Origin of the sequence: Citrobacter sp. Cpo109 (genome assembly GCF_030332565.1) — a bacterium.
GTDB classification, from domain to species: Bacteria; Pseudomonadota; Gammaproteobacteria; order Enterobacterales; family Enterobacteriaceae; genus Citrobacter; species Citrobacter portucalensis.
Genome location: NZ_JAOWHQ010000055.1, coordinates 44,618 through 66,615, shown reverse-complemented (window position 1 = coordinate 66,615; position 21,998 = coordinate 44,618). Strand labels below are relative to the sequence as shown.

19 protein-coding genes, 1 tRNA gene and 1 pseudogene are annotated in these 21,998 nt (G+C 46.8%); 14 read left to right on the top strand and 7 right to left on the bottom strand.

The window, feature by feature from the left end:
• The 7 genes from hyaC (at window position 1) to cbdX (ending at window position 5,462) form a co-directional block, all read left to right on the top strand.
• The gene (hyaC, locus tag OGY71_RS08560; RefSeq protein WP_191221786.1) at window positions 1–735 is read left to right on the top strand and encodes a Ni/Fe-hydrogenase b-type cytochrome subunit; all 735 of its coding nucleotides are present in this window, start codon (window positions 1–3) and stop codon (window positions 733–735) included.
• Window positions 732–1,313, top strand: coding sequence for a hydrogenase 1 maturation protease (gene hyaD / locus OGY71_RS08555; protein ID WP_128612361.1), 582 nt, complete (start codon window positions 732–734; stop codon window positions 1,311–1,313). The genes hyaC and hyaD overlap by 4 nt, the downstream gene beginning before the upstream one ends.
• A 5-nt stretch (window positions 1,314–1,318) precedes the next feature.
• Window positions 1,319–1,720, top strand: coding sequence for a hydrogenase-1 operon protein HyaE (hyaE, locus tag OGY71_RS08550; RefSeq protein WP_149334951.1), 402 nt, complete (start codon window positions 1,319–1,321; stop codon window positions 1,718–1,720).
• Window positions 1,720–2,577, top strand: coding sequence for a hydrogenase expression/formation protein (locus tag OGY71_RS08545; RefSeq protein WP_286613183.1), 858 nt, complete (start codon window positions 1,720–1,722; stop codon window positions 2,575–2,577). The genes hyaE and OGY71_RS08545 overlap by 1 nt, the downstream gene beginning before the upstream one ends.
• Window positions 2,578–2,666: 89 nt before the next feature.
• Window positions 2,667–4,211, top strand: a complete 1,545-nt coding sequence (gene appC / locus OGY71_RS08540; RefSeq protein WP_286613122.1) for a cytochrome bd-II oxidase subunit 1 — start codon at window positions 2,667–2,669, stop codon at window positions 4,209–4,211.
• A gap of 11 nt (window positions 4,212–4,222) precedes the next feature.
• Window positions 4,223–5,359, top strand: a complete 1,137-nt coding sequence (gene appB, locus OGY71_RS08535) for a cytochrome d ubiquinol oxidase subunit II (RefSeq protein WP_149334950.1) — start codon at window positions 4,223–4,225, stop codon at window positions 5,357–5,359.
• A gap of 13 nt (window positions 5,360–5,372) precedes the next feature.
• Complete coding sequence (gene cbdX, locus OGY71_RS08530; protein ID WP_003830863.1) at window positions 5,373–5,462, top strand: cytochrome bd-II oxidase subunit CbdX; 90 nt, start codon at window positions 5,373–5,375, stop codon at window positions 5,460–5,462.
• Window positions 5,463–5,512: 50 nt separating this feature from the next.
• Here the strand turns inward: cbdX and OGY71_RS08525 are convergent.
• Window positions 5,513–6,226, bottom strand: a pseudogene (locus OGY71_RS08525) (GNAT family N-acetyltransferase).
• A 192-nt stretch (window positions 6,227–6,418) separates the two neighbouring features.
• On the bottom strand, window positions 6,419–7,888 hold the full coding sequence (gene pdxR / locus OGY71_RS08520) for a MocR-like pyridoxine biosynthesis transcription factor PdxR (protein ID WP_286613120.1): 1,470 nt from the start codon (window positions 7,886–7,888) through the stop codon (window positions 6,419–6,421).
• 124 nt (window positions 7,889–8,012) lie between these two features.
• Here pdxR and OGY71_RS08515 point away from each other — a divergent pair, with 124 nt between their 5' ends.
• The 4 genes from OGY71_RS08515 to OGY71_RS08500 all read left to right on the top strand — a co-directional run bounded on the left by OGY71_RS08515 (window position 8,013) and on the right by OGY71_RS08500 (window position 12,433).
• A complete protein-coding gene (locus OGY71_RS08515; protein WP_149334948.1) occupies window positions 8,013–8,462 on the top strand; it encodes a GNAT family N-acetyltransferase in 450 nt (149 codons plus the stop codon).
• 168 nt (window positions 8,463–8,630) lie between these two features.
• Window positions 8,631–9,647: a LacI family DNA-binding transcriptional regulator gene (locus tag OGY71_RS08510; protein WP_286613118.1), complete on the top strand. Its 1,017-nt coding sequence runs from the start codon at window positions 8,631–8,633 to the stop codon at window positions 9,645–9,647.
• 140 nt (window positions 9,648–9,787) lie between these two features.
• Window positions 9,788–11,239, top strand: coding sequence for a Na+/H+ antiporter NhaC (gene nhaC, locus OGY71_RS08505; protein WP_286613116.1), 1,452 nt, complete (start codon window positions 9,788–9,790; stop codon window positions 11,237–11,239).
• A gap of 12 nt (window positions 11,240–11,251) precedes the next feature.
• Window positions 11,252–12,433, top strand: a complete 1,182-nt coding sequence (locus tag OGY71_RS08500; RefSeq protein WP_286613114.1) for a MalY/PatB family protein — start codon at window positions 11,252–11,254, stop codon at window positions 12,431–12,433.
• Between the two features lie 401 nt (window positions 12,434–12,834).
• Here the strand turns inward: OGY71_RS08500 and OGY71_RS08495 are convergent, their stop codons facing one another.
• The gene (locus OGY71_RS08495; RefSeq protein ID WP_200016268.1) at window positions 12,835–15,384 is read right to left on the bottom strand and encodes an SIR2 family protein; all 2,550 of its coding nucleotides are present in this window, start codon (window positions 15,382–15,384) and stop codon (window positions 12,835–12,837) included.
• 511 nt (window positions 15,385–15,895) lie between these two features.
• On the opposite strand from OGY71_RS08495, the gene OGY71_RS08490 reads away from it, so the two are divergent.
• The 3 genes from OGY71_RS08490 (at window position 15,896) to OGY71_RS08480 (ending at window position 18,075) form a co-directional block, all read left to right on the top strand.
• Window positions 15,896–17,007 (top strand): IS3 family transposase gene (locus OGY71_RS08490; RefSeq protein ID WP_286613109.1). Its coding sequence is split into 2 segments (ribosomal slippage): window positions 15,896–16,157 and window positions 16,157–17,007, totalling 1,113 coding nucleotides; the frame shifts between segments, so codons are not numbered across the junction.
• A 241-nt stretch (window positions 17,008–17,248) separates the two neighbouring features.
• On the top strand, window positions 17,249–17,875 hold the full coding sequence (locus tag OGY71_RS08485; protein ID WP_155762268.1) for a uracil-DNA glycosylase: 627 nt from the start codon (window positions 17,249–17,251) through the stop codon (window positions 17,873–17,875).
• Window positions 17,875–18,075 (top strand): hypothetical protein, encoded by a 201-nt coding sequence (locus OGY71_RS08480; protein ID WP_339328822.1) that lies wholly within the window; start codon window positions 17,875–17,877, stop codon window positions 18,073–18,075. The genes OGY71_RS08485 and OGY71_RS08480 overlap by 1 nt, the downstream gene beginning before the upstream one ends.
• Before the next feature lie 68 nt (window positions 18,076–18,143).
• Here OGY71_RS08480 and OGY71_RS08475 read toward each other — a convergent pair whose 3' ends face one another.
• The 4 genes from OGY71_RS08475 to OGY71_RS08460 form a co-directional block, all read right to left on the bottom strand.
• Complete coding sequence (locus OGY71_RS08475; RefSeq protein ID WP_286613107.1) at window positions 18,144–19,016, bottom strand: DUF4393 domain-containing protein; 873 nt, start codon at window positions 19,014–19,016, stop codon at window positions 18,144–18,146.
• 549 nt (window positions 19,017–19,565) lie between these two features.
• Window positions 19,566–19,641: transfer RNA gene (locus OGY71_RS08470), tRNA-Thr, on the bottom strand.
• A gap of 165 nt (window positions 19,642–19,806) precedes the next feature.
• Window positions 19,807–20,271: a methyltransferase family protein gene (locus OGY71_RS08465; protein ID WP_003830841.1), complete on the bottom strand. Its 465-nt coding sequence runs from the start codon at window positions 20,269–20,271 to the stop codon at window positions 19,807–19,809.
• Window positions 20,272–20,536: 265 nt separating this feature from the next.
• A complete protein-coding gene (locus tag OGY71_RS08460; RefSeq protein WP_003830840.1) occupies window positions 20,537–21,985 on the bottom strand; it encodes an EAL domain-containing protein in 1,449 nt (482 codons plus the stop codon).
• Window positions 21,986–21,998: the final 13 nt, after the last annotated feature.

Here is a 21,998-nt window from a genome sequence, read left to right as displayed (position 1 = left end):
ATGACTGGAAAAACATCCCCACGCGTCGGGGAGGCGCGTGATACCGCCACCAGCCACTATGTGTTTGAAGCGCCAGTACGCTTGTGGCACTGGCTGACGGTGGGCTGCATGTTGGTGTTGATGGTGACCGGATACTTCATTGGCCGACCGCTGCCGTCGGTCAGCGGTGAGGCCACTTATCTGTTCTACATGGGCGACATCCGACTGGTACATTTCGCCGCCGCCATGGTGTTCACAGTGATACTGCTGATGCGCATTTACTGGGCCTTCGTTGGTAATCGCTATTCACGCGAGCTGTTTATCGTGCCGGTCTGGCGTCGCAGCTGGTGGCAGGGTGCGTTTTCGGTGGTGCGCTGGTATCTGTTTCTGGAAAAAAAACCGGGAGATGATATCGGTCATAACCCCATCGCGCAGGCGGCGATGTGCGGTTATTTCCTGCTTTCCGTTTTTATGATCCTCACCGGTTTTGCCTTATACAGCGAACATAGCCAGTACGCCATTTTTACCCCTTTCCGCTATGTGACGGAGTTTTTCTACTGGACCGGCGGAAACTCTCTCGATATCCACAGCTGGCATCGGTTAGGGATGTGGTTCATCGCCGCCTTCATCGTAGGCCATGTGTATATGGCGATTCGTGAGGACATCATGTCTGACGAGACCGTCATCTCAACCATGATTAACGGCTTTCGTAGCCATAAATTTCCCAAGGGTCAGCACGATAAGGAGGCGTCATGAGCGAACCTAACGTCATCGTGATGGGCTTAGGCAACCTGCTGTGGGCAGATGAAGGGTTTGGTATTCGCCTCGCTGAGCGCCTGTACGCCCATTATCACTGGCCAGAATCGGTAGAGATTGTTGACGGCGGCACGCAGGGACTGAATCTGCTGGGCTACGTTGAGCAGGCCAGCCATTTGCTGCTGCTTGACGCCATCGACTACGGACTTGAGCCGGGAACCTTGCAAACTTACGCCGGAGACAAAGTCCCGAGTTACCTCAGCGCCAAAAAAATGAGTCTGCATCAGAACAGCTTCTCTGAAGTGCTGGCTCTGGCGGATATTCGCGGCCATCTCCCCGCGCACATCGCTCTGGTGGGACTACAACCGGTACAGCTGGACGACTATGGCGGCAGCCTGACCGACATCGCGCGCGCTCAGCTCCCGGCGGCAGAACAGGCCGCGCTTACGCAACTGGCCGCGTGGGGCATTGCGCCACAAACAAGCGATGAAACACGTTGCCTGAACTATGACTGTCTGTCGATGGAAAACTATGAAGGCGTGCGTATTCGCCAGTATCGCGTAACGCTGGAGAGATAATTAACATGTTGAATGACCAACCGTTTTCTGCGCTATGGCAGCGAATGCTGGCTAAGGGCTGGCAACCGCTGAGCGCATCTGAACTGGATGACTGGATAACCCGCGTGCGTGATGGCGTGATCCTGCTCAGTAGCGATCCTCGCCGTACACCGGAAGTCAGCGATAACCCGGTCATGATTGCCGAGTTGCTCCGCGAGTTTCCCCAGTTTGACTGGCACATCGCCATGGCGGATCTTGAACACAGCGAGGCGATCGGCGATCGCTTTGGCGTGTTCCGTTTTCCGGCTACCCTGGTGTTTACCCAGGGTGAGCTGCGCGGCATTCTCAGCGGTATCCACCCGTGGGCCGACCTGCTCAACCTGATGCGTCCCTTCGTTGAAGAACGTATACCGCCGGAGTCTGCATGATGAGCGATTCCTTTTTTCATCTGCTGGGGCCAGGAACGCAGCCGGGTGATGACAGCTTCAGCATGAACCCCTTGCCCCTCACCTGCCAGGTCAACAGCGACCCCAGCATGGCAACACTGGAAAACTGCCCGCACAGCCCGGCGGTGATGGCATTGTTAGCCGATGTGCGCCACCAGCTCACCCAGAGAATTCCCGCTAAACAGGACGTACTGGGATGGGATTTATCCGCGCTCAATGCAGACGATCTCACCTTTCTGAATACGCTACTTGGCGAAGGCGAAGTTTCCGTGCGCATTCAGCATGCTGACGGCAGGGCGAGCGAGATTCAGGAGTCGATTTTCTGCGGTATCTGGCGGGTGCGTAGTCAGAATAACAAGGGGCAATGGCAGGAACATCTGGAAGCAGGCAGCGCACCACGGGCGCTGTGGCAGGCGGCAACAATCAATACGCTGCCGGACGATAGCCTGCTGCCTCCGCCTATAGATGGGTTGATGAATGGCCTGACGCTGGCCCAGGAACTGCTGGCGCACGTGCGCGATCCGGCAGCGCAACCCCATAGCATTAACCTCACCCAACTGCCGATTAGCGACGCGGATCGCCTGTTCCTTGCCCGCCTGTGCGGCGAAGGGCACATTCAAATCCGCACCATCGGCTACGGCGAGAGCCAAATCGACGCCACGGCGCTGCGCCATGTCTGGCATGTTCGCTGTCTGGATACCCTGAAAGGGCTTCTGCTTGAGAGTTATGAGATCTGTCCGTTGCCGGAACTGGTGTTGGCCGCACCGGAAGATCTGCTCGACTCGCTCGAGCGCCTGAATGAAGTCTGCGGCTGGCTGGCATCCGGCCCGCCTGCCTGATCCCCCTCTTTAGACCCGCGTACTTTTCTACTGCGGGTCTGGCGTTTTCTTCCTTACCTATTCACTCTCTAATGCCTGATGGAGTTAGCATGTGGGACGTCATTGACCTATCGCGCTGGCAGTTTGCGCTGACCGCGCTGTACCATTTTCTGTTTGTTCCCCTGACGCTGGGGCTGATTTTTTTGCTGGCCATCATGGAAACCCTGTTCGTGGTGACCGGCAAAACAGTCTACCGCGACATGACGCGTTTCTGGGGAAAGTTATTCGGTATTAACTTTGCACTCGGCGTGGCAACCGGCCTGACCATGGAGTTTCAGTTCGGTACTAACTGGTCGCTCTATTCCAACTATGTAGGCGATATTTTTGGCGCTCCGCTGGCGATGGAAGCCTTGATGGCTTTCTTTCTTGAATCCACCTTCGTCGGGCTGTTCTTCTTCGGCTGGCAGCGCTTAAACAAGTACCAGCATTTGCTGGTGACCTGGCTGGTCGCATTTGGCTCCAATATCTCGGCCCTGTGGATCCTCAACGCTAACGGCTGGATGCAATATCCAACAGGCGCTCACTTTAATATTGATACCCTGCGCATGGAGATGAGCAGTTTCAGCGAGCTGGTCTTTAACCCCGTCAGCCAGGTAAAATTTGTGCATACCGTGATGTCCGGTTATGTCACCGGCGCCATGTTTGTGATGTCTATTAGCGCCTGGTATTTGCTGCGTGGTCGCAATCGCGAGTTCGCCCGGCGCTCCTTGGCGGTGGGTTCCGTCTTTGGCACGCTGGCTATCCTCGGCACGCTACAACTGGGTGATAGCTCAGCCTATGAGGTCGCCCAGCTCCAGCCGGTAAAACTGGCGGCAATGGAGGGCGAATGGCAAACCGAACCGGCCCCCGCGCCCTTTCATGTCATCGCCTGGCCGCAGCAGGAGCAAGAACGTAACGCCTTCGCGGTGAAGATACCGGCCCTGCTGGGTATTCTGGCGACCCACTCTTTAGATACGCCGGTTCCGGGGCTGAAAAACCTGATGGCGGACGCGCTCCCCCGCCTGCAGCGAGGCCGGGAGGCGTGGTTACTGATGCAGGAAATTGCCAAAGGTAACCGCACGCCTCAGGTACTGAACGCTTTTCACGCTGTGGAGAAAGATCTGGGTTACGGCATCCTGCTGGCGAACTACGCGCCTGATATGAACCACGTTACACCAGCGCAATATCAGGCCGCGCAACGCGGCGCCATTCCGCAAGTGGCCCCCGTGTTCTGGAGCTTTCGCATTATGATTGCATGCGGTTCGCTGCTGCTACTGGTGATGGCGATTGCGTTGATACAGACCTTACGCTGGCGTATCGACCAGCATCGCTGGGTACTGCGCATGACGCTGTGGAGCCTGCCGCTCCCGTGGATTGCCATCGAAGCTGGCTGGTTTATGACGGAGTTTGGCCGTCAGCCGTGGGCGATTCAGGATATTTTGCCGACCTGGTACGCCCACTCCGCGTTAAGCGCAGGCCAACTGGCCTTCTCCATGGGACTCATTCTCACGCTTTACACCCTGTTTTTAATTGCCGAAGTCTACCTGATGCAGAAATACGCGCGCCTTGGCCCAGATGCAATGCATAACCAGCAACCAGCGCAACAACAGGGATAAAGGAGACAATCATGTTGGATTATGAAACGTTGCGGCTCATTTGGTGGCTGCTGATTGGCATCATTCTGGTGGCCTTTATGGTCACTGACGGGTTTGATATGGGGGTCGGCTGCCTGTTGCCGCTGATCGCGCGTAACGATGATGAGCGTCGGGTGTTAATCAATAGCGTCGGGGCGCACTGGGAAGGTAACCAGGTGTGGCTCATTCTGGCGGGCGGTGCATTATTCGCGGCCTGGCCGCGGGTCTATGCCGCCGCATTTTCGGGGTTTTATGTAGCGATGATCCTGGTGCTGTGCGCCCTTTTCTTTCGCCCGTTGGCCTTTGATTATCGCGGTAAAATTGCTAATGCACGCTGGCGCGTCATGTGGGACGCCGGGTTGGTTATCGGGAGCCTGGTCCCCCCGGTTATCTTCGGCGTCGCATTCGGCAACCTGTTTTTAGGGGTGCCTTTTGTGTTCACGTCGCAGCTTCATGTGCAATACCTCGGCACCTTCTGGCAGTTGCTTTCTCCTTTTGCCCTGCTATGCGGTGCATTAAGCCTGATGCTGGTTATTCTGCAAGGGGGCGTGTGGCTCCAGTTGAAAACCGACGGCATTCTTCATCAACGCGCGCTTTCTGCTACCCGTCGCAGCGCGATGCTGGTCGTGCTCTGCTTTCTGTTAGCCGGTTACTGGCTATGGACGGGGATCGACGGCTATGTGTTGCTTAGCCAGGATCCTAATGGTCCCTCCAACCCGCTATTAAAAATGGTAACTACCTCACCGGGCGCGTGGATGGCGCACTTTTATCAGTCACCACTGCTGTTAATTATTCCGCTGCTTGGCATGATTTTCCCGATGCTCGCGATCTATGCCTGCGGGCAACGTCGGGCCGTATGGGGATTTTTGTGCGCTTCACTGACCCAGGCCTGCGTGATCTTCACCGCCGGAATCACCCTGTTTCCGTTTGTGATGCCTTCAAGCGCGTATCCGCTCTCCAGCCTGACGGTGTGGGACAGTACCTCCAGCCAGATGACGCTCAGTATCATGCTGGTTATTGTGCTGATTTTTCTACCAATCGTTCTGCTTTATACCGTGTGGAGTTATTACAAAATGCTGGGACGAATCAATGTAGAAACGATCCGCCGCCACAATCACGAACTTTACTAGGGAGGACCGTACGATGTGGTATCTGTTTTGGTTTGTCGGCATTCTGCTGATGTGCGCACTCTCCACGCTGGCGCTGGTCTGGCTGGAGTCGCGGCAGAAATAATTCTGCGCGTACGCTACGCTTTCTGGCTCCCCGGTTTATTCGGGGAGCTTTTATCCCCTTTCCATCAGCTCTCCAAGGCGCTTTATCTGCCGTCCCTGGTTATCGAAATTACGCTCATCAAGCCACAAATCGTAGGCAGGACGGAGTGTTGGGTACTCTCCGTCGATGATTGAGTACCATGCGGTATCTCGATTACGACCCCGCGTGACGACAGCCTGACGAAATATGCCTTCAAAACTGAAGCCAAAGCGCTCCGCCGCCCCACGGGAAGGCGCATTGAAGGCATCACATTTCCATTCAAAACGGCGATAGCCCAGATCCTCAAAAACGTACTTTAAAAGCAATAAGATGACTTCCGTTGAGATTCGCGAACGTTTCATGCGTACGGAGTAGGAAACATGGCCAACCTCGATCACGCCATTTGCGGGATCAATCCGCATAAGAGCAAACGTACCAACAGGTTTCATACTGGTTAAATCGATCACAGCAAAATGCATCGGATCTGTCTGTTCTTCCGCCTTTTTTAAATAAACCTGGAAGGCATCAAAAGTTTCAAAAGGTCCGACCGCCAGATATGTCCAGTCACGACAATCGCTTGATTCTCAGTACGCTTCATACAACTCTTTTGCATGGCGTTTGGCGTTAATGCGTTCAAGCTTACAATAGCGACCTGTAATTTGCTGAGCCTGTGGAAAGGGTGCGCCTTTCCAGTCAGACAAAGTCATACCTACGGGTTGTTGGAATTGATTAAAGACGCCCGGCATATCTGTACCCCTTACAAAACAGAACTAAACCAGCGCAGGGTATGATCAAACTGAGCGGCCCAAAAGAACCACAATGCGTGTTTTTAACGGATCCACACTATTTAATTGTACAAAAAGCAGGCTCTGCATTTTTACACGTAGCGAAAGAAACGTATTTACTGCATTAATGCTAATAGCGGAATAAATTATAATTTAAATAACCTGAGCCAAACGGCGAATCCCATCAACAATTGCCTCTACCGGATGATTTGCAAAACCAATCAAAATCCCCTGTCGTGAGACATCGCTCTGGTAATAACGACTTAGTGATAGTATTCCCATCCCTAGTAATCTGGCTTGCTCCTCAACTTCATTTCCGGTTAATCCGTTTTGTAGCCAGCACACAATATGGACGCCAGAGTCAGAAGGCTGCACAATCATTTTATCAGCCAGGTATTCTTGAATAGCATTCACCAGCGCAGTTCTTCTTTCATAGCATGTCTTACGAATTCGGCGCACATGACTGGCATAGTGACCATCCTCTATAAAACTCGCCATCACAGCCTGCTCAAGATAACTGGTGCCAAGATCGGAGAAATATTTCGTCACCATAATCTGTTCTTGTAAACCCGGCGGGACAACTAAAAAACCTAAACGAAATTCCGGGTACATCATTTTAGAAAATGTTCCGGCGTAGATTACGCGTTGATTCTGATCTAATCCTTGCAGGGCTTGTAAAGAACGGTCGGCATAACGGAACTCGCTATTATAGTCATCTTCAAATATCCAGGCCTGATTCGACTTCGCCCATTCCAGCAACTCAAAACGTCGGGATAAACTCAACGTTCCACTTAATGGATATTGATCCGACGGGACGACATAGGCCAGCTTAGCGTCAGGAAAATGATCAATACCATAGCGGACGTTCATTCCTTCGCTATCTACCGGTACCGGCCTCACCATCGCGCCAACAGACATGAAGGCTCCGCGAGCGCCTTTGTAACCCGGGTCGTCCAGCCAAACGTCACTTCCTGCCGTTAGCAATGCTCGCGCAGTAATGTTCAATGCCTGTTGAATACCATTTACGATGATTATTTGATCTTCGTTACAGTTCACTCCACGCGTTGTTTTAATGTAGCGGCAAACCGCTTTTCTCAAAGGAAGGTACCCGCAAGGATGAGTGTGAGCCCCCAGTTGATGCCGGGATTGTCTCCAGACACGTTGCAGTAGCTTTCCCCATAACGCATGCGGAAAGAGATCCGTACACCCGACACCAACCGCAAATAGGCGGTTCATGCCGCGCCCTTCATACTCATTTGACCATAAATCGCGAACAGGATTATTTCGGCTATGAACCTGTTCACCAGGCGAGACGACGTCCCCCGACGCCATCTTTGGATAGATATTGCTGATACTCCGATCCGGAATATTATGTGAGACATATGTTCCAGACCCTTTACGGGTCAGGATATACCCTTCATCTAATAGCCTGTCATAACCGGCGATCGCTGAGTTTCGTGAAATTGACATCATCTCGGACAATGCCCTGGTTGACGGCATTTTTGTTCCTGGCGGCAATCGCCCTTCGAGGATGTGATCGCGGAGGATGTGGTAAACCTGCTCCTTAACCGCGCCTTTTCCTAAAACAAATCCTTGAAATAAAGGCGCATTGTTTTTCTTCATTGTATTAACCTTTATACTAAAAGTGGATCCTATCAATATATCGAAAGTGTCTCTTTACGAGAATTTATAAAGTTCTTAGTATCATCATACTAACACATTACTCGTATAAAATATCAGGATATATATGATTAACATGAATACCGTTACTATTGAAAGTGCAGAACAAAAAGACTACGCCAGCTGGCTTCCTTTATGGATAAACTATCAAACATTTTATCGCACTAAAATTTCAGATGAAGTAACAAAATTAACGTGGGAGCGTTTCCTTACCCCGAGCGAACCTGTTTATTGTGCTGTAGCCAAATATAATGGGAAAATAGTGGGACTGGTGCACTATCTCTTTCACCGCTCAACCTGGGCAGAATCAAATTATTGCTATCTCGAAGATTTATTTGTTAGCGAAGATGTACGCGGTCAACACATCGGTAAACAACTTATCGAGTATGTCCAACAACAAGCCAAAAAACACCACGCGTCAAGATTATACTGGCATACGCATGAAACCAATCTCCGTGGACAACGTCTGTATGACTGGGTGGCCAAAAAGAGCGGGATGATCGAATATCAAATGTAAGGATAATAATACTCAGGATAGTATTTAATTATTCAGTACTAAAAATAAACCTCTGAGTAGATATACTCAGAGGATGTCTCGGTGACAAATCCCCCCAACCTGAATAAGATAAGGAAAAAAAACCAGCGATAAGCAAATTCTTAAGAATCAAAAAGGTAAAGAGCCAGCATGGCAACGATAAAGGATGTTGCAGAGTTAGCGGGAGTGTCCACCGCAACAGTTTCACGTGTTATTAATCAAACCGCATGGGTTGAACCCGTGACGCGTGAGCGTGTTGAAAAAGCCATGCGCGAACTGAACTATCATCGCAATGCCGCCGCTATTGCATTAGCGAAACGCAGCGGTGACATGCTCGGGTTATTGACCGGCAACCTTGCCGATCCCTTTTTTGCCAGGCTTGCCCGAGGCGTGGAAGAAGTATCACGCCAGCAGCAATTTCGGCTGATGGTATGCAGCGGTGGCCACGATGAAGGAATGGAAAAATCAGGACTCGATTTCCTGATAAACCAGGGCTGTGAAGCTATTGTGGTCCATGCCAGTAGGCTTTCTGAAAAGGAACTGTTGAGATATGCCGCTCATTTTCCTGCCATGGTGGTCGTGAACCGCTATATTGCCGGGATGGCCAACCGCTGCGTGTGGCTGGAAAATAGTCAAGCAGCTAAAACAGCCACGCTACATCTCCTGGAACAGGGGCACCGTTGTATTGCCTGCGTGACAAGTGATTTACCGATTATCGATCGCCGTGAGCGGCTGGAAGGTTATCGCCAGGCGCTGGCTGAATATGGCATTACGCCAGATAAAAACTGGGTGATTAGCGTGCCCTTCAATGAAGAGGGTGGCGAACGCGCTGCACACCAGCTGCTTAATTGCGGCATTCCTTTCACCGCAGCGGTGACTTTTAATGATGTAATGGCCGCCGGGATTATGCGCATCCTCCATCAGCAGGGAATTACACTTCCGCAGCAGCTTTCGATCGTTGGATTTGATGATGTGGTGATGGCTCGCTATCTCTACCCCGCACTGACAACAATGCATTATCCCGTTGAGCGCATGGCTCGCTGCGCTTCGCAGCTGGCGATACAGCTTTTTAAGGGCGCAACTCAGCGTCCCAGCGTGAATAGTTTCACTGCGGATTTAGTGATCCGCGATTCTGTTCTTCCCCCTCTCTCTGAAATCAATGCGTAAATCGTCAAGCCCCTGAATTGTGATCGACTTCAAGTTTAACGTCTTCATGTAATCGCTTACATGAGGGCCAATGAGCGATCACAGTCAGGCAAAAGGGTGTTCTCTACTCTTGAGCGACCTTACAGACTGGAGATTCATGAATGAATGCCTCTCAAAATCAGAAAAAAACACTCTCATTTGGACTGGCAGTGATCCCTATTTTAGCCATGCTACTGCTGCTAATTATTGGCTACGGCATCATGGGGCTACGTATTGAGCCCTTGTTGCTATGTTCTGCTGCAGTCGCCGCGGGCATGGCCTGGTGGCAAGGGTATTGCTGGGAAGACATCATTAATTCGGTGGTTGATAAACTCGCCAAAGCAATGCCAGTTATCATGATTCTTATCTGTGTTGGCGGACTGATTGGTACATGGATGTTCAGCGGCACCATTCCTTACATGGTGTACTGGGGACTGAAACTCATCAGCCCCGAATACATTCTCATCGCCGCCTTCTTTTTGACCAGCGTCGTATCGGTGTGTACCGGAACCTCCTGGGGTTCCGCCGGAACGGTTGGCGTAGCATTGATGGGCGTTGCCGCCGGACTGGATGTCTCGATGGCAGCAGCGGCAGGTGCCGTTGTTTCTGGCGCTTACTTCGGTGACAAGATATCGCCGCTGTCAGACTCCACCAACTTTGCGGCCATTGTTGCAGATACCACCCTTTTCGAGCATATCCAGCACTTATTGTGGACCACTATTCCCAGCTTTCTGCTTGCCGCCGTGGTTTATCTTATTGCCGGCCACAGCAATATGCTCGGCGAGGTCGCCACGCCGCAACGGGTTACCGATATTGTCAACGCTCTGGAGTCGCTATACCACTTCAATATCATTCTGATTTTGCCGCCGGTTATTGTGTTGTGGGGCGCGATTCGTAAAAAGCCGGTCATTCCTTTAATGCTGAGTGCATGCGTATTAGCCCTGATTCTGGGCGTTGTCATGCAAGGACTCAGCATCAAGCAGGGACTGGATGCCTTTATAGATGGATTCAACATTACTATGTTCCCGCAAGGGAGTGAGGGCATTATTGCTGATGTTCCGCGCCTGCTGAACCGCGGCGGAATGTTCTCAATGATGAGCACTATCCTTCTGGTATTTTGCGCATTCTCTTTTGCCGGTGCCTTAACGTTAACCGGCGCGCTCAACATTATCATTAACCGCTTACTGACGGTCATTCACAGTGTCGGTCAGTTAATTGCGGCAACCATTGGTACCACCCTTCTGGTGACCGGAGCCACAAGCGACGGCAAGCTGGCTCTTCTGGTTCCAGCTGAACTGTTTAAAGACGCATACCGTCGTATGGGACTGGATACCAAAAATCTGTCCCGCACCATTGAAGACGCTGGCACCGTTATTGAGCCGTTGTTGCCGTGGACAGCTGCCGGAGTTTATATGGCCACGACATTAGGAGTGAGCACGCTGGATTTATTGCCATGGGCGATTCAGTGCTATGCCTCAATCTTCTTCGCCTTGATTTACGGTTTCACGGGAATCGGTATTGCGAAGGCGCCTTCAGTGACAGAAACAGAAAAAAATATCACGGCAACAGAATAGGGAGAGCATGTAATGGATTTTAATAAGATTATCGATCGCCACGATACCGCCTCGCTGAAATGGGACTTTATGGCGCGATATTTCGGCGAGGATACACATCAACTGTTGCCCATGTGGGTGTCTGATTTTGACTTTACTTGCCCGCCCGCTGTTCAGGAGGCTTTAACTCACCGCGTAGGGCACGGTATTTTTGGTTACAGCGAACGACCACAAAGCTACTTTGATTCATTAATTTCATGGTTCTCAACCCGGCATCAGCTGGAAATCAAGCAAGAGTGGATCTGCAGTATTGAAGGTGTTGTTCCGGGATTATCGCTACTCGTACAAATGCTGAGTCAACCCGGTGAAGGCGTGGTCGTTCAGGGGCCTTATTATGGTTCATTCGCTAAAATTATCTCTCTGAACGGCAGACAGCTGCTGGAAAATCCGTTGAATGAGGACCCGGCTACCGGTTATCAAATGGATTTTGCTCACCTGGAAATGTTATTCCGGACTGAACGTCCGCCGTTGATGATTTTATGTAATCCGCATAATCCAACCGGTCGTTGTTGGACTGCACCAGAGCTGGAACAGCTACTTACGCTATGCGAGACCTATGATGTGACGTTGCTGTCTGATGAGATATGGGCAGATTTATTGCTTCCTGGAGAACAATTTACTTCAGTTCTGCATCTGGGAGAACGCTGGCATTCGCGTGTAATTTCAGCTACTTCAGCCAGTAAAACGTTTGGTTTGTCGACATTGCGTATTGCTAATTTTCTGATACCGGCACCGGCATTGCGTGAACACTTTTTACGCCGTCTGGATGCGCATGGACTGGATGTATTTAATGCGCTATCCGTCGAGGCGAGTACGGCTGCATGGCAACATGGCGCACCATGGTTAGACGATTTACTTGGCTATCTGGCTGAAAATCGACGCTGGTTTATTCAACAAATTGATGAATATCTCCCATGGGCTCGGGTTGTTCCTTCCCAGGCAACGTATCTGCTGTGGATAGATTGCAAAGCGCTTGGACTGGATGATGAGCAGCTCAAATGGGTAATGCTTGATGTTGCCGGTATTGCGCCTTCAATGGGAAATGGCTTTGGTCCTGCTGGAAATGGTTTTATCCGCCTGAACATGGGATGCCCACGCGCCTACCTCGAAAAAGCGGTAGAGGGCTTAAAGCGTATTGCATTTACATCCTGCTGAATCTGCTCAGTAAACGAATCGGCCCTGGCACAGGGCCGCTCGATATTATCAGCCATTTCGACGAGGCCTGATTAACGGGCTCTGAACTACCAACCAAGAATGGCGATGCGGAGAACGTGGTGCAGGTTACCCGGAAAATAATATGCGAGCTGAAAACCGCAGTAAACGGGGTTTGCGTTGATTTCGGTAGACTTGGGAAGAGCTTGAAATGGTGATAATAGGAACGAAACATAAAACAAACTCTGTTGTTTTTTAATGATTTTTATTTCATTGACGAGAGTGATACCCCCAAAAGTACCCCCAATGATTTGTTCCATATAGTCAACGCATTTTCTTAAGATTAGTTTCTTCTAAACCGACTAAAACATTAGAGCCTGTAAGAAACAGGCTCTAATCAAGAATTATTTTTTACCTTTAGGTCTGTTTTCCTGTATGTTTTCCACGATCATTTTTAAATTGCCACGCAACTTATCAAGCCAATTCACACCAATTTTATAAGTTAAATCCTCAACCAACTCAGGGCTTTCTGATTCTTTTATAATACGTTTTACAGCATGCTCATAAAATACCTTTTGTTTAGCATTAAATGTTGGGTAAACTTTTTCATATATGTCCCTATATCTAAGCACCTGACGGTATTTATAAATATCATTTGGTATAATTCGTATAAGGTTATCACCGGCCTCAAACTCAAGGAATGCTTCATTCCCAGTTTTTGTAAGAGAGACCAAAAGATGTAATCTTGCACGCTGTGTATCAATGTTTTTTGTATGATAGTTATCTTTTCTTGCAGCCAAGGAATAGGCAGTGGCTAAATATCTATCAGCACTTGGATAGTCTTTGAATGGTATCATGGACATTGCATATTGCACCCAGAAATGCGGATCATTTATTAGATTAGGGATAATATGTTTAACTTTCTCATAAAAATAATTTATTTCCACACGCCTTTGTGGGAGAAACTTTTCAATAATAGAGAATCTCAGTAAAGAAGTAATCAAAGTTTGTAATCTATTATCTTTTGCATCTTTATTAATAACATACAAGTGCTCAATAACTTTAAGTAGTTGATTAACAACATATTTATGTTCAAAAATATTCGCTATTAGGAATCTAGACAACGTGCTAGATTTAGTCTTAACCATGCCATTACTTATGATGAATAAGTTTTTAACGCCTTCATTTTCGGTAAACTCCGCACTATAAATTTTTTCATTGACCGCCACATCTGAAATTAAAGATCTTACCAATGGGAGACCTATGACATCTAATAATAGAATGGCAAAAACTGTTTCTTTATATTCTTTTTCATTCAGTGCAAGATTAGATATTTCTCGAATTCTAGATTGTATGGCTTCCGATTTGAGGATCGATAATAGCAAGAACGAAAGTTGGCTCCTCGCATTTTCATCAAGTTCTGATAATTTTTCATGCCTAGATAGCCCTGCTTTTTCGCCCCATCCCCCCAAGTGATCAACTATATGTACGAAATTATCAACTTCGGAATCTGATAAATAATCGACGCTATGAGTTTTAAAACTGCTCATATCCATCGTTAGTAAATGTTGCTTAGTATTTTCATAGCCAAAATGACGCGTGGTCAGTACAAGCTGTATATTGTCCATACGATTTTCTATGGCATAACGAGTATCATCAATGCAGTTACTATAATCATCTATGAAAATAATAACTTTTTGACCCAACCTGGATAATCGTTCAATGTCCTTACTGAAGCTAAATTCATTATATAAATAATAAAAACACAGATATCCTTTCCTTGATAATTTCGACATTAACATTCGAGTCATTATACTTTTGCCATTACCTAAATCGCTGGCAATTAAAATATCATGTTCTGTTTCAATATGATAAATAATCTTACTAACTTCTTCACGTAAAATTATCTTGTCTTGCATGTTATCATTGAGAGTGACTTCATCTATATATCGATCGTTGACTTTCCCAAAGATCATAAAATTGGCGATGTCACTATCTCTTATTTCCTCATGTTCCTCCCCAGGAATATAGAGCTCTAAAGAATTTATTAAACCAACTTCTTTGTCTTGATGTGATTCTTCAATGCACTTGGCAGCAATATGAGAAAAGGCGTTCACACCAATATTTATCACTTCCCCAAACATGGCTAACTTATAATTTTGGAATTTGGTGGTGCCTTCCCTAGTAATAAAAAAGGTTTTACTTTTAATAGAGGAATCATTAAAGAAAATTTTCTGAATATCAATGTCATACATCGAATACCCAAGAAAAACTATAGCACTTGCATTGTCTATATCGGCTTTAAACTGCCTATACCAGTTCGATGTTAGGAACTGCTCCGGAGATAGATAGGATGATGTTGTCAGTTTTATAGCAGAATCAAGATCGCTTTCTTTTGAACGCTCAATTCTTCCATTAATGTGGAGGCAGATATCTTCAGCTGACTTGTACTGATTTGGTGCATCTTCGAGCGTTAGAGGAGTGACCGATTTTCCTGATTTAATCAAAGAAAGTTCAATAGCATTGTCATAGTTTGTAGTGTATATCCTTCGCCACTTCATGCTGAAGATATCCATCTGCTCTTGCGTAACATCTTTAATTGTATAATTTTCTTTAAGTAATTGTAGAAGTTCGTCTTTTTGAGGGATATTATTAAGAAAGAAATCTGAAGCCACCATTAAATCATCACATTGCTTAATTTCTTCAATATAATGAGAGTCGGCACCGATTTCTTTTAAATAGTTTGCTGACTTATTTGAAATTCGCAAAGCGAGATCTTTCGCTAAAGGTGGGGTGCTTCCAATTATGTTTATTGATTCTTTTGAAAAACCTGCACCTACAAATACAATGGCATTACCTGTTGAAATCAATCTTTTGAGGCGTTCATACGTTTCATCGCTTATGAATTCGTTAGCTGAATTTGCAAGCTTAAGGCTATTTAACATAGCATCCATATTTATCTCCATATAAACCGAATTTACTTGAAATATAGTCAGAATTTACTTTAAAAGATCCTATTCACACAAATAACATACAATCTATTTCCCAGTTTCACAAGGATGTATGTAGCGGAATCAAGTAATACGATAAAGCAAGGCCCTGTTTACCCAAAACAAATAATATTCATAAAATTCAATGAATTATAGGCTTTAGATCACGTAAAAATCTTCTATAGATTCATACTAAAGGTGTGATTTTAGATAAGGCATACAACTCTTCTACAAAAGTGTCACTTGAAAGCAACTGTAACTTAGAGCGCGTGTAGCCAAAAATCCCCGCTGGCATTGCCGGTGGGTGACAACTTTTGACAACTCAATCTGAACGCCAGCTTCCGGGTAAACTGGAACAGCGATCTGAAAGAGGCTCGAGGATGGTTGCAAAGGGGGTGTAAGTATCCCGCATAATCGTGCCATTCACATTTAGAGACCCTCCGGCATAATCACTCTGCCAACAAAGGAGATCGCTATGCGTAAAGCCCGTTTTACTGAGCATCAGATCATTGCTGTAATTAAATCGGTTGAAGCCGGACGAACCGTTAAAGATGTCTGCCGGGAGGCCGGTATCTCTGAAGCCACCTACTACAACTGGAAGTCCAGATACGGCGGCATGGAGGCTTCTGATATTAAAAAGATCAAGGATCTTGAGGACGAGAATCGACGTCTCAAACAGATGTTTGCCGACCTGAGCCTTGAGAACCGGGCGCTGAAAGACGTTATCGAAAAAAAGCTTTAAAACCAGCCTTTAAGCGTGAGCTGGTCACTCATCTGATAACGACATTTGGACTCAGTATCCGTCAGGCCTGCCGGAGTCTGAACCTGAGCAGAACGGTTTACCATTACCGTCCGGATACCACGCGTGACGAACCCGTTATTGTCGCGTTGCAGGCAGTGGCAGAGCGATACCCACGGTACGGTATTCCAAAACTTTTCCAGGTTCTGCGGCGGCAGGGATACCCGTGGAATCACAAAAGGATCCATCGTATTTATTGTCTGCTGAAGCTGAATTTTTGCCGTAAAGGCAAACAACGGTTGCCGGTGCGTAATCCCTCGCCACTGGCTACACCGGAAGCGCTGAACCAGAGCTGGTCTGTCGATTTTATGCATGATGCTCTGGTCTGTGGCCGTCGTTTTCGCACGTTCAATGTCGTTGATGACTTTAACCGTGAGGCATTGTCGATTGAAATCGATCTGAATCTGCCAGCTTTGCGCGTGGTCCGTGTACTCGACAGGATCGCAGCAAATCGCGGCTATCCGGTCATGCTACTCATGGATAATGGTCCGGAATTTATCTCACTTGCACTGGCTGAATGGGCAGAGCAACATGCAGTAAAACTGGAATTTATTCAGCCGGGTAAGCCGACGCAGAACGCTTTTATTGAGCGCTTTAACCGAACATACCGTACAGAAATACTCGATTTTTATCTGTTCAGAACGCTGAATGAAGTGCGGGAAATCGCGGAAAGATGGGTGTCAGAATATAACTGTGAACGCCCGCATGAATCACTGAACAATATGACGCCGGAGGAATATCGGCAACACAATCATTTGGCCGGGATCTCAAAAAATGCCTGGAACTAAAACGGGTCTATTTACATGATCACCTGGTGTATATAACGTACATTATGTTAAATAGGCCCATTTTTTAACAAATTATCGATCTGAACAAATGCGGCAGGGATGTCTGATATTTCAGCAAGAAGACAAGGAATTATTGACGGGTGAGATTGTCGGTCTAGCAGATCAAATAGAGCGACAGCGATATTTTAAGCAGGAGGATATAAACTGGAACGACTAGAGACGGATACCTGCGGGGGCGCTTGTGCTTAATGAATTAATTTTTCCGACAGAACCTAAATCGCTAGGATATGCGCCAAATGTACTCGCCAGGAAAAGCTTACTGACGGCTCCTCATATGCTGCCGCTGACCGCGTATGCTGAAAGCCTACGTGAAAGGCTGGGTAATGGTGTATTCGTCCCTGACTTCGATCCTCTGGATGGAGGTATCAACGCCGAATTCATTTTTCTCTTAGAGAAACCAGGCCCTAAAACTGACTATAGAAATGGTGGTTCCGGTTTTATCTCACGTGATAATAACGATGACACAGCCAAAGCAATCTTCTGCTTTATGCAGAGTATAGGTCTGGATAGAAAGCGAACGCTGTTATGGAATACTATTCCTGCATGGGATAACAAGAGAGCATTTAAGGGCTTCCATGTCCTCGACGGCATCGAACTGTTGGATGGACTACTTCCATTGTTACCCAATCTAAAAACCATAGTATTAGTAGGCAAACAGGCCCAGAAAGCAAAAAAAGGTTTAAAGGCTCGTGGTTTTGATGTTGCACAATCAGATCATCCCTCTCCACTTGTTAAAGCAAAGTATCGTCAGCGATGGGAGCAAATCCCGGCTGCGTGGAAAAATGCGACTTCAGCCAACAAGAGATAATGATGAAGAGAACCTTACTTAGTGTGCTGACTCTGCTGCCGCTGGCGGCTCATGCAGGAAAAATCACCATGCAATTGACTGAACAGACTGAGACCACCACCGGGATGCTGTGCCGCTATTCCAATTCCATCTACGATTTTGTTTACAGAACGAGCAGCAAGCATTGCCCCAGTGTGAGGACGTTTGATAACGAAAAGTAAAGAGGCCTATCAATAAGGCCCCATAGTTTTAAACGAGAGTGTGTCGTCTGGACATTAATTATTATTTTTCAAGATGTGGCAGCCTGCATACTGACAACTATTGGAGGACAACACGCTAATGCAAATTGATGCCCAAAATCGGTAACATGTAACGCCAATTCTCTACATTCTGTCTCTCGCCCCGCTCTCTTGCACGCATCACGTAAAGCAATAATTTGGGGGTGTTCGATAAGAGGTGAGTACAATTCTTTATCTGTAAATGACCAGCCACTCGGTATCTCAAATAATCCCATTCTGATTAAATTATCTAAATAAGCCGGTACAAGCTGCAAATGTTCACAACCAGCCCTTTCTCCAATTTGGGAAAAATGCCTAAATATAGTTGTATGCCCATTAGCCATTGGAGTGCCTGGCTGGCTGGCTAAAATAGAAAGAATTGGATTTGGTGTCCCCCTAGCAGCAAACCCACGAACAATTTTTGCTTCATCGGGAGTCAATTGTTTGATGATATCGACAAATGCAGGGTGAGCTTTTTCTATTGTATCCTTATTCATTGCAGTGGCTAGCAACGAAGCATACATTTCACTCAATGATTCCTCATGTCCTGTATATCGCAATGCCTCAATCGCAGGTCCCGCAACATTTGGGGAAGGTGTGACAATTTTTTCAGGGGGAACACCCTTGAGTTTTTCAGCTACCTTAGTCGCAGTAAACTCACGAATTTGATCGTATCCCCAAACCAAAGCACTGACCGGGGCTAAGGCAACATTTACGAGTTTAGCAACAGTCCCAAGCGCTTTTCCAACCTCCTGAGCTGCTGGCTGAAGGGCATCTTGATAAACTGGCACTTCTTTAGCTACTGCTGCCACAGCGTTAGCAATATCAGCGACGTTGCTACTTTTAGATCCATCATCAGACATTTCAATCACCAGTGAACTCATTAATTTCCAAAGGATTATACATTTGTCGTTGAATCATTGGTAATTTGAAAGTTTCTAAATTTGATCAATAGCAACCATTTAGCGCCGTGTTGGGCATACCAACATTAAGCGCCGAAGGCGTATCATCAGTTTGTCAGTTAACCGCTCTCTTATCGAGTACCGATCATTTATGGCTCGGTGAACACCACGGCAGAGCCAGCCCCTTTCCCGGACTGGTTAGGCTTCCCAACATTCGCTCATTTATCCGTGGCGTGTCATCACGACAGGCTGTAACGGGACACCGCGCTAAGTGTGGAACGGTTAAAAGTGTTGGGATTGATTAGAGACGTTGGCAGCGTCATTAGCTTCGAGTTGATAGCGGTTCATAGGGACTGTTCACGCTTTGTACCTGTTCGAGCTTTACAACTACAGGCCGCTACGTGCTAACATCCCTGAATAGCCACTGTTAACCATAGCGGCAACTGTTGGTCATTGAATCCCTTAAAAAAAGATCGTAGCTTGAGAGCAGCATTCTCTGCAAGTAATTGTTTTTAATGGGATTTGTTGTGTTGGTGCCGATAATAGGAGTCGAACCTACGACCTTCGCATTACGAATGCGCTGCTCTACCAACTGAGCTATATCGGCCCTGATAAGGACGTGCCCATGAATGTGAACACGGGGTAGAAGGTTAAAACTAACCGGACTGTGCGTCAATGGCCTTGCGAATCAAACGCCTATTTTTGCATCATCCGCATTCAATTACGCACAAATCGTGTCGTCACAGGCTTCCTGGTACGCGGCAAGGGAATTCTATAACCAGCGGCGAACACGCTGCTCATAGCGTATCCATTCCGGCCCGAAATGTTTTCGTAGTTGTTCCTCTTCAAAATCAATATGTAATCTGGCAACCACCAGCATAAACAGCGGTGCAGCCAATATTCCAATCAAGCTACCGACGTAAAGAGCAAAAGCTAACTGAAGTCCACTCATTCCAAGATAGATTGGATTGCGGCTCAAGGCGTAACATCCGCCAGTAACAAGCGTGGTCGATTTCTCTGCATGCAGTGGGTTTAGCGTCGTACGTTTCTTCCGCATCTGCCACGCGGTATGCAGTATCATCGCCAGACTGACGCTAGCCAACAATGCACTTATCACGATAGTCACCGCGCCAAATGTGAAACGCGGTATCGCCGTCAACGCATCCGCGATGAGGAATAATAACAGGATGAGAGGTGGTGGAAGCCAGACTCTTAATTTTGTCAGGAAAGGACGCATGGCTACGGGCAAACCTCAGTACCTGTTTGATTAACGCTGATATCACTATAAATACCCCGTTTATGATACATAAACAAACGGTGCACACCTCACTATAGGACTTTTTACTTAATCAGACAGACAGGCAGCGATGCAAAGACGCCCATACCAGAGGCGTCTGCCCCTGGTGTTCAGGAAAAAATCATGCTGCAGGCCATGTCAGCTCAGAGCACATACTCGTTTAAAGGTTTTACCCTTCATATGTAATAACCGTGTCAAAAAGGAATTACGTAGATAAAGGTGAATCCGACGCTGATTCAAACAAATCTACTGACTGCTGGTAATACCGGATAAAATCATTAAATGTCACTGGCGGTAGAAACTGATACCCCTGCAGATAGTCAACATTATTTTTTCCCAGCCATTGTTGCTGATAGTCATTTTCAACACCCTCTGCCACCGTACGTAACCCCAGAAGTCCTGAAAGGTGAGTAATTGACTCGAGCATAGGGATATATTGATCAACCTCTTTAATTTCCTTAATGAAGCTTTTATCAATTTTGATTACATCCAGGTCTAACTCATTGAGATAGCAGAGATTAGCGTATCCAGTACCAAAATCATCCAAAGCAAACAATACACCTTTATTTCGCAACGAGCGAATAAGTTCTTTGATTGCAGGAGTAATCGTGAACGTCTGGTTCTCTGTTATCTCTATCATCAATTTTATCGGAAGACCTTGCGTTATCTCCATAAAATTAAGACATTCCCAATAGAATACAGGATTATTTAAACCTGACGGACTGACATTAAAAGAAACGAACAGAGTTTTATTAATACTCGCGCCTCCAGAGACCAGATTGCGCGCAACAGCGGTCATTAAATAGCTAGTTAACTCATTGATTAAACCACTTTTTTCAGCCAATGGAATAAACTCTCGCTGAGAAATAGCATAGTTATGTCCCTGTGGCCAACGAGCCAATACCTCAACTCCACAAACGTCGCCCCTGATATTCACGATGGGCTGAAAATAAGGAATGATCTCCTCATTCCTTATTGCCATACTCAGTCTACTAGTATCCGAAACATCATATGCGTCAGTGTAAACTGCATCCCCATTCACATTATTATTGATTATAGAACCTTCATTTAATAAATTATTTCGGGTTAAAAAGATAACAGTTTCATTAAAATTGGAAAAGCCGAGGCGAGCAGTAATTTTATCCCGATATCGATACACTGACTTAATTGTTAGCGAATTAGCAATACAGAAATCATGCAGTTTTTCTTTTGTGAATGATGAATACAGCATTTCTTCTTCAAATTCAGTCAAGTTAAAAGTAAATATCGGTGAATCTTTATTGACTTCCACAACTTTGTTAGGTGCCAATAAACTCTCTTTTAATTGAGCGATCAACTGCTCCGACAATTCCCCCCCATTGATAAAGGAATATTCTTCATATCCCCGATTAACTGGCAGGGTTTCGCACATCCGCAGAACAATACAGTGTATGTTGATGAACTGTGTACTGTTTCTCTGAAGCCATTTTTTGACCAATAATAATGGCAACCGGTTATCGATCACCAGCAAGCAGGACGGATATTGTGACATAACTGACTGCGTGCCAGAAATAAATGTCCGTGCATCGATCAATACCAGATTTGGTAACCATGCTTTTATTCCTGAAAAAAGGAAAGTATCATAACTGAGCAGAAAAATTTTTTTCGTATTCATAGTTATCACCAAC

Bases quoted from the DNA above. Each gene is read 5' to 3' on its own strand.
- hyaC (WP_191221786.1), top strand. From the start codon at position 1: ATGACTGGAAAAACATCCCCACGCGTCGGGGAGGCGCGTGATACCGCC.
- hyaD (WP_128612361.1), top strand. From the start codon at position 732: ATGAGCGAACCTAACGTCATCGTGATGGGCTTAGGCAACCTGCTGTGG.
- hyaE (WP_149334951.1), top strand. From the start codon at position 1,319: ATGTTGAATGACCAACCGTTTTCTGCGCTATGGCAGCGAATGCTGGCT.
- OGY71_RS08545 (WP_286613183.1), top strand. From the start codon at position 1,720: ATGAGCGATTCCTTTTTTCATCTGCTGGGGCCAGGAACGCAGCCGGGT.
- appC (WP_286613122.1), top strand. From the start codon at position 2,667: ATGTGGGACGTCATTGACCTATCGCGCTGGCAGTTTGCGCTGACCGCG.
- appB (WP_149334950.1), top strand. From the start codon at position 4,223: ATGTTGGATTATGAAACGTTGCGGCTCATTTGGTGGCTGCTGATTGGC.
- cbdX (WP_003830863.1), top strand. From the start codon at position 5,373: ATGTGGTATCTGTTTTGGTTTGTCGGCATTCTGCTGATGTGCGCACTC.
- pdxR (WP_286613120.1), bottom strand. From the start codon at position 7,888: ATGAAGAAAAACAATGCGCCTTTATTTCAAGGATTTGTTTTAGGAAAA.
- OGY71_RS08515 (WP_149334948.1), top strand. From the start codon at position 8,013: ATGATTAACATGAATACCGTTACTATTGAAAGTGCAGAACAAAAAGAC.
- OGY71_RS08510 (WP_286613118.1), top strand. From the start codon at position 8,631: ATGGCAACGATAAAGGATGTTGCAGAGTTAGCGGGAGTGTCCACCGCA.
- nhaC (WP_286613116.1), top strand. From the start codon at position 9,788: ATGAATGCCTCTCAAAATCAGAAAAAAACACTCTCATTTGGACTGGCA.
- OGY71_RS08500 (WP_286613114.1), top strand. From the start codon at position 11,252: ATGGATTTTAATAAGATTATCGATCGCCACGATACCGCCTCGCTGAAA.
- OGY71_RS08495 (WP_200016268.1), bottom strand. From the start codon at position 15,384: ATGGATGCTATGTTAAATAGCCTTAAGCTTGCAAATTCAGCTAACGAA.
- OGY71_RS08480 (WP_339328822.1), top strand. From the start codon at position 17,875: ATGATGAAGAGAACCTTACTTAGTGTGCTGACTCTGCTGCCGCTGGCG.
- OGY71_RS08475 (WP_286613107.1), bottom strand. From the start codon at position 19,016: ATGAGTTCACTGGTGATTGAAATGTCTGATGATGGATCTAAAAGTAGC.
- OGY71_RS08465 (WP_003830841.1), bottom strand. From the start codon at position 20,271: ATGCGTCCTTTCCTGACAAAATTAAGAGTCTGGCTTCCACCACCTCTC.
- OGY71_RS08460 (WP_003830840.1), bottom strand. From the start codon at position 21,985: ATGAATACGAAAAAAATTTTTCTGCTCAGTTATGATACTTTCCTTTTT.